This is a genomic window from Stenotrophomonas sp., assembly GCF_050737075.1.
Lineage (GTDB): Bacteria > Pseudomonadota > Gammaproteobacteria > Xanthomonadales > Xanthomonadaceae > Stenotrophomonas.
This window is the reverse complement of the sequence record NZ_JBOHXV010000160.1, coordinates 1-4,867: the sequence shown is the minus strand read 5'-3', so window position 1 is coordinate 4,867 and position 4,867 is coordinate 1. Positions and strand designations below refer to the sequence as shown.

Here is a 4,867-nt window from a genome sequence, read left to right as displayed (position 1 = left end):
GCCGGCGGGTAGCCCCCGGAGGGACGCTCCAAAACATGGATGTTTTGGAGCAGCCTACAAGGACGTACTTGCGGCGTGTCCCGGAGCGGGGCTGCCCGCCGGCCGCCCCAGCCCGTAACAACGGAAACGCTGCTTTGGCTTTGGCTTGCGCCTTCAGCCACCACCCCCGCCGCCGGCGTGGATGCCGCCTGCGGTCAGCGCGGCTGGATCGAGCAGGCGACGCAGCTCAGCTTCGCTCAGCCCGCTGTCTTCCTTTGCCACGTCCAGCACCGGGCGCTGTTCCTTGTAGGCGCGCTTGGCGATGGCCGCCGCTTTCTCGTACCCGATGATCGGGTTCAACGCCGTCACCAGGATCGGATTGCGCGCCAGCGCCTCGCGTACGCGGTCTTCGCGCACCTTCAGCCCGGCGATGGCCGTGTCGGCCAGCAGCCGGGAGATGTTCGACAACAGACCGATCCCGTCCAGCAGGTTCGCCGCGATCAGCGGCAGCGTCACATTCAACTGGAAATTGCCCGTCTGCCCCGCCACCGTGATCGCCGTGTGGTGGCCGATCACCTGCGCGCACACCATCACCGTCGCCTCCGGAATCACCGGATTGACCTTGCCCGGCATGATCGAACTGCCCGGCTGCAATGCCGGCAGCTCGATCTCGCCCAAGCCTGCGAGCGGTCCGGCATTCATCCAGCGCAGATCGTTCGCGATCTTGATCAGCGCCACCGCCAGCGCATTGAGCTGGCCGGACAGCTCCACCGCATCGTCCTGCGCCGCCAGTCCTTCGAACTTGTTCTCCGCACTGTCGAAACGTACCCCGGTCTGCTGCTTCAGGCGCTTGGCCACCCGCTCGCCGAAGCGCGGGTCCGCATTGATGCCCGTGCCGATCGCCGTGCCGCCCAGCGGCAGCCGACGCAGCCGCTTCAGGCTGTCTTCCAGCCGCTCCTGCGCCGACGACAACTGCGCCGACCACGCACCGAATTCCTGCTCGAACGTCAGCGGCATCGCATCCATCAGATGCGTGCGGCCGGTCTTGACCACCTTGCGCAACGCACGGCCGCGCTTGTCGATCGTCTTGCGCAGATGCACCAGCGCCGGCAACAGCTGCTCCTGCACGCCCAGCAGCGCCGAGACCCGCAACGCCGTGGGAATCACGTCATTGGAGCTCTGGCCCTGGTTCACGTGATCGTTCGGGTGCACCGTCGTCTTGCCGGTCTTGCCCGCGCGGTTGGCCAGCGTGGCAATCACCTCATTGGCATTCATGTTCGACGACGTGCCCGAACCGGTCTGGTACACATCGATCGGGAAATGCGCGTCGTGGCGGCCTTCCGCCACCTCGTCCGCCGCGGATTCGATGGCCTTGGCCACGTTCTTCGGCAGGTGGCCCAGCTCGGCGTTCACCGCCGCTGCCGCGCCCTTCACCAGGCCCAGCGCGCGGATGAAGCCGCGCGGCATGCGCTGGCCCGACACCGGGAAATTGTCCACCGCACGCTGCGTCTGTGCGCCCCACAGTGCCTCTGCCGGCACCTGCAGTTCGCCCATGCTGTCGTGTTCGGTTCTGAAACCCTTGCTCATTGCATCACTCCGCGATTCTTTCAATTGGGAAAGGGAACGGCGGCTGGCAACGGGCCTTCATTCCCTGGCTGGCGGCTCCGGTCACGATACTCCCAAGCGGGAATGAATCCCAACCGCAACCTGCCTGGGCTAGACTCGGAATTCGTCTTCATTCAGGCATCCCCCCTCGCCATGGGCGACCCGTGATCGTCGGCAACCTGCTGCTCCTGCTGCTCGCCCTGTTCCTGGTGCTGCTCAACGGCTTCTTCGTGGCCGCCGAGTTCGCCCTGGTCAAACTGCGCCACACCCAGGCCGTCGGCCTGGCAGCGAATCACGGCTGGCGCGGCCGCCTGCTGCTCAACGTGCATTCGCACCTGGACGCCTACCTCTCGGCCTGCCAGCTCGGCATCACATTGTCCTCGCTGGGCCTGGGCTGGGTGGGCGAGCCGGCCTTCGCCCACCTGCTGCATCCGCTGTTCGACACGCTCGGCATGGGCCCCGAAGCGGCCCGCCTCACCGCCTTCATCATCGCCTTCAGCCTGATCTCGTTCCTGCACATCGTGCTGGGCGAACTGGCGCCGAAATCGATGGCGATCCGCCGCCCCGAGGCCATGTCGCTGTGGACCGCCGCCCCGCTCTACCTGTTCTACTGGGCCATGTTCCCGGCCATCTGGCTGCTCAACCAGAGCGCCAACGCGCTGCTGCGGCTGGCCGGCTGGGGCGATGTGGAGCACACCTCGCACCGCTACTCGCGTGAGGAACTCAAGCTCATCGTCGCGCGCCAGCAGCCCGGCGCCGGTGCCCCGGACCAGAACCTGACCCTGATGAGCCACGCGCTGGAGCTGCCCGAGCTGGTGGCCGGCGACCTGATGCGCCCGCGCGAGCACATGCGCGTGTTCCGCCAGGGCATGGGCCTGGCCGAGGTCATGGCCGAATTCGCCGAGAGCCGCTACAGCCGCTACCCGTGGTTCGACCGCGAGGGCGAGGAAGTGCTGGGCATCCTGCACATGAAGGACCTGCTGGTGGAGATCGCCCGGGGCCATCCCACCGACGACCTGCGCGCCCTGCTGCGCCCGGCCAACCTGATCGCGCTGGAAACCCCGGTCACCGTCGTGCTGGAACGCTTCCGCACGGGCACCACGCACATGGCCCTGTGCGTGGAGGAACATGGCCGCATCCTGGGCTACTTCACGCTGGAAGACCTGCTGGAAGTGGTAGTGGGCGACATCGAGGACGAACACCCGCACGTGGTCAAGGACGCCCCCACCCGGGGCGCCGACGGCAGCCTGCTGGTGGCCGGCTCCACCTCGATCTTCCGGCTGGAGCGCCTGCTCGGCCACGATCTGGCCGCGCCGGAGCACCTGAACTCGGTGGGCGGGCTGATCGTGCACCAGCTGCAGCGGCTGCCCGAGGAGGGTGAGGAGGTCCGCATCGACGGCCATCTCTTCACCGTCAAACGCATGGCCGGCCACCGCATCCAGGCGGTGACGGTGCGGCTGGCCCCCGAGGAGGCCGACGAGGACCCCGGGGCAGCGTAGAATGACGGCCCCCGTCGTCATTGCCTGCGCCCGCCATGTCCGAATTCACCCTGCTCGCCCTGTCCCCGCTTGATGGCCGCTATGCCGGCAAGGTCGACGCCCTGCGCCCGATCTTCTCCGAGTACGGCCTGATCAAGGCCCGCGTGAAGGTCGAGGTGGAGTGGCTGCTGGCCCTGGCCGACGAGCCGGGCATCGCCGAGCTGGCCCCGTTCGCCCCGTCCGCCGTGGCCCGCCTGCGCGCGCTGGCCGACGGTTTCTCCCCGGCCCATGCGGCGCGGGTGAAGGAGATCGAACGCACCACCAATCACGACGTGAAGGCGGTGGAATACTTCATCAAGGAACAGCTGAAGGACGATGCCGAGCTGGCGCCGGCGCTGGAGTTCGTGCATTTCGCCTGCACCAGCGAAGACATCAACAACCTCAGCTACGGGCTGATGCTGGAGCAGGCCCGCCGTGAGGTGCTGCTGCCCTCGCTGGACGGGATCGCCGCCAGCCTGCGCACGCTCGCCCACGCGCAGGCCGAACAGCCGATGCTGTCGCGCACGCACGGGCAGACCGCCTCGCCCACGACGCTGGGCAAGGAAGTGGCCAATGTGGTGGCCCGCCTGGAGCGCCAGCGTCGCCAGATCGCGGCGGTGGAGCTCACCGGCAAGATCAACGGCGCGGTGGGCAACTACAACGCGCACGCGATCGCCTACCCCGCCGTGGACTGGCCGGCCTTCGCCAAGCGCTTCGTGGAAAGCCTGGGCCTGGTGTTCAATCCGTACACGACGCAGATCGAGCCGCACGACAACATCGCCGAGATCGGCGACGCGGCGCGCCGCGCGAACATCATCCTGATCGATCTGTCGCGCGATATCTGGGGCTACATTTCGCTGGGCTACTTCAAGCAGAAGCTGAAGGAAGGCGAAGTCGGCTCGTCGACCATGCCGCACAAGGTCAACCCGATCGATTTCGAGAATGCGGAGGGCAACTTCGGCATCGCCAATGCGCTGTTCGAGCACTTCAGCGCGAAGCTGCCGATCAGCCGCTGGCAGCGCGACCTGACCGATTCGACGGTGCTGCGCGCGCTGGGCACGGCCTTCGGCCACGGCCAGGTGGCGCTGGACTCGCTGGCCAAGGGCCTGGGCAAGCTGACGGTCAATCCGGAGCGCCTGGATGGCGATCTGGACGCGTCGTGGGAAGTGCTGGCCGAAGCCGTGCAGACGGTGATGCGCCGCTATGGCCTGCCCAACCCGTACGAACAGCTCAAGGCCCTGACCCGCGGCCAGGGCATCACGGCCGAGTCGATGAAGGCATTCGTCGAGTCCCTGGACCTGCCGGAAGACGCCAAGCAGGGCCTGCGCACCCTGACCCCGGGCGGCTACGTAGGCCTGGCGGCGGATCTCGCCAAGGCGATCTGAAGCCGATAGCAGCATGTATTTGAAGAAGGGACGCCAAGGGCGTCCCTTTTTTTGGGCGTTGCGTTCAAAGCGGAGAAGCAAACGCCTTCGCCGGCCAGGCCCCCTGCACAGGGCCGGGGGGTGCGGGGGTACGGGACACGCCGTAAACCCATCCATGGGGGCTCGTTCACGCCATCCATGGCGCTCTACGGTCCCGTACCCCCACACCCCCCGGCCCTCAGACAGTGAACAGGTGGCCTCACGAAAAGCGGTAGAGCGACGCCATGCGTCGCTTCCTTTCCCACCGCCAGCGCGACCAACTGTCGGGGGCGGCCGGCGGGTGGCCCCCGTAGGGACTGTTGAAAACATGGATGTTTTCAACAAGCCCCCAAGGGTGAAGGC

3 protein-coding genes are annotated in these 4,867 nt (G+C 67.2%); 2 read left to right on the top strand and 1 reads right to left on the bottom strand.

Annotation, left to right across the window (positions count from 1 at the left end):
- Positions 1–153: 153 nt before the first annotated feature.
- Complete coding sequence (locus ACREPD_RS21670) at positions 154–1,566, bottom strand: class II fumarate hydratase (RefSeq protein WP_431601207.1); 1,413 nt, start codon at positions 1,564–1,566, stop codon at positions 154–156.
- Positions 1,567–1,751: 185 nt separating this feature from the next.
- Between ACREPD_RS21670 and ACREPD_RS21665 the strand changes: the two genes are divergently transcribed.
- Together ACREPD_RS21665 and purB are read left to right on the top strand one after the other, a co-directional pair.
- Entirely contained in the window at positions 1,752–3,083 is a 1,332-nt protein-coding gene (locus ACREPD_RS21665; protein ID WP_431601208.1) for a hemolysin family protein, read from the top strand.
- Between the two features lie 35 nt (positions 3,084–3,118).
- Complete coding sequence (gene purB, locus ACREPD_RS21660; protein ID WP_431601206.1) at positions 3,119–4,486, top strand: adenylosuccinate lyase; 1,368 nt, start codon at positions 3,119–3,121, stop codon at positions 4,484–4,486.
- Positions 4,487–4,867: the final 381 nt, after the last annotated feature.

What these genes read in the sequence shown, in the direction of transcription:
- purB (WP_431601206.1), top strand. Translation starts at nt 3,119, where the DNA reads ATGTCCGAATTCACCCTGCTCGCCCTGTCCCCGCTTGATGGCCGCTAT.
- ACREPD_RS21670 (WP_431601207.1), bottom strand. Translation starts at nt 1,566, where the DNA reads ATGAGCAAGGGTTTCAGAACCGAACACGACAGCATGGGCGAACTGCAG.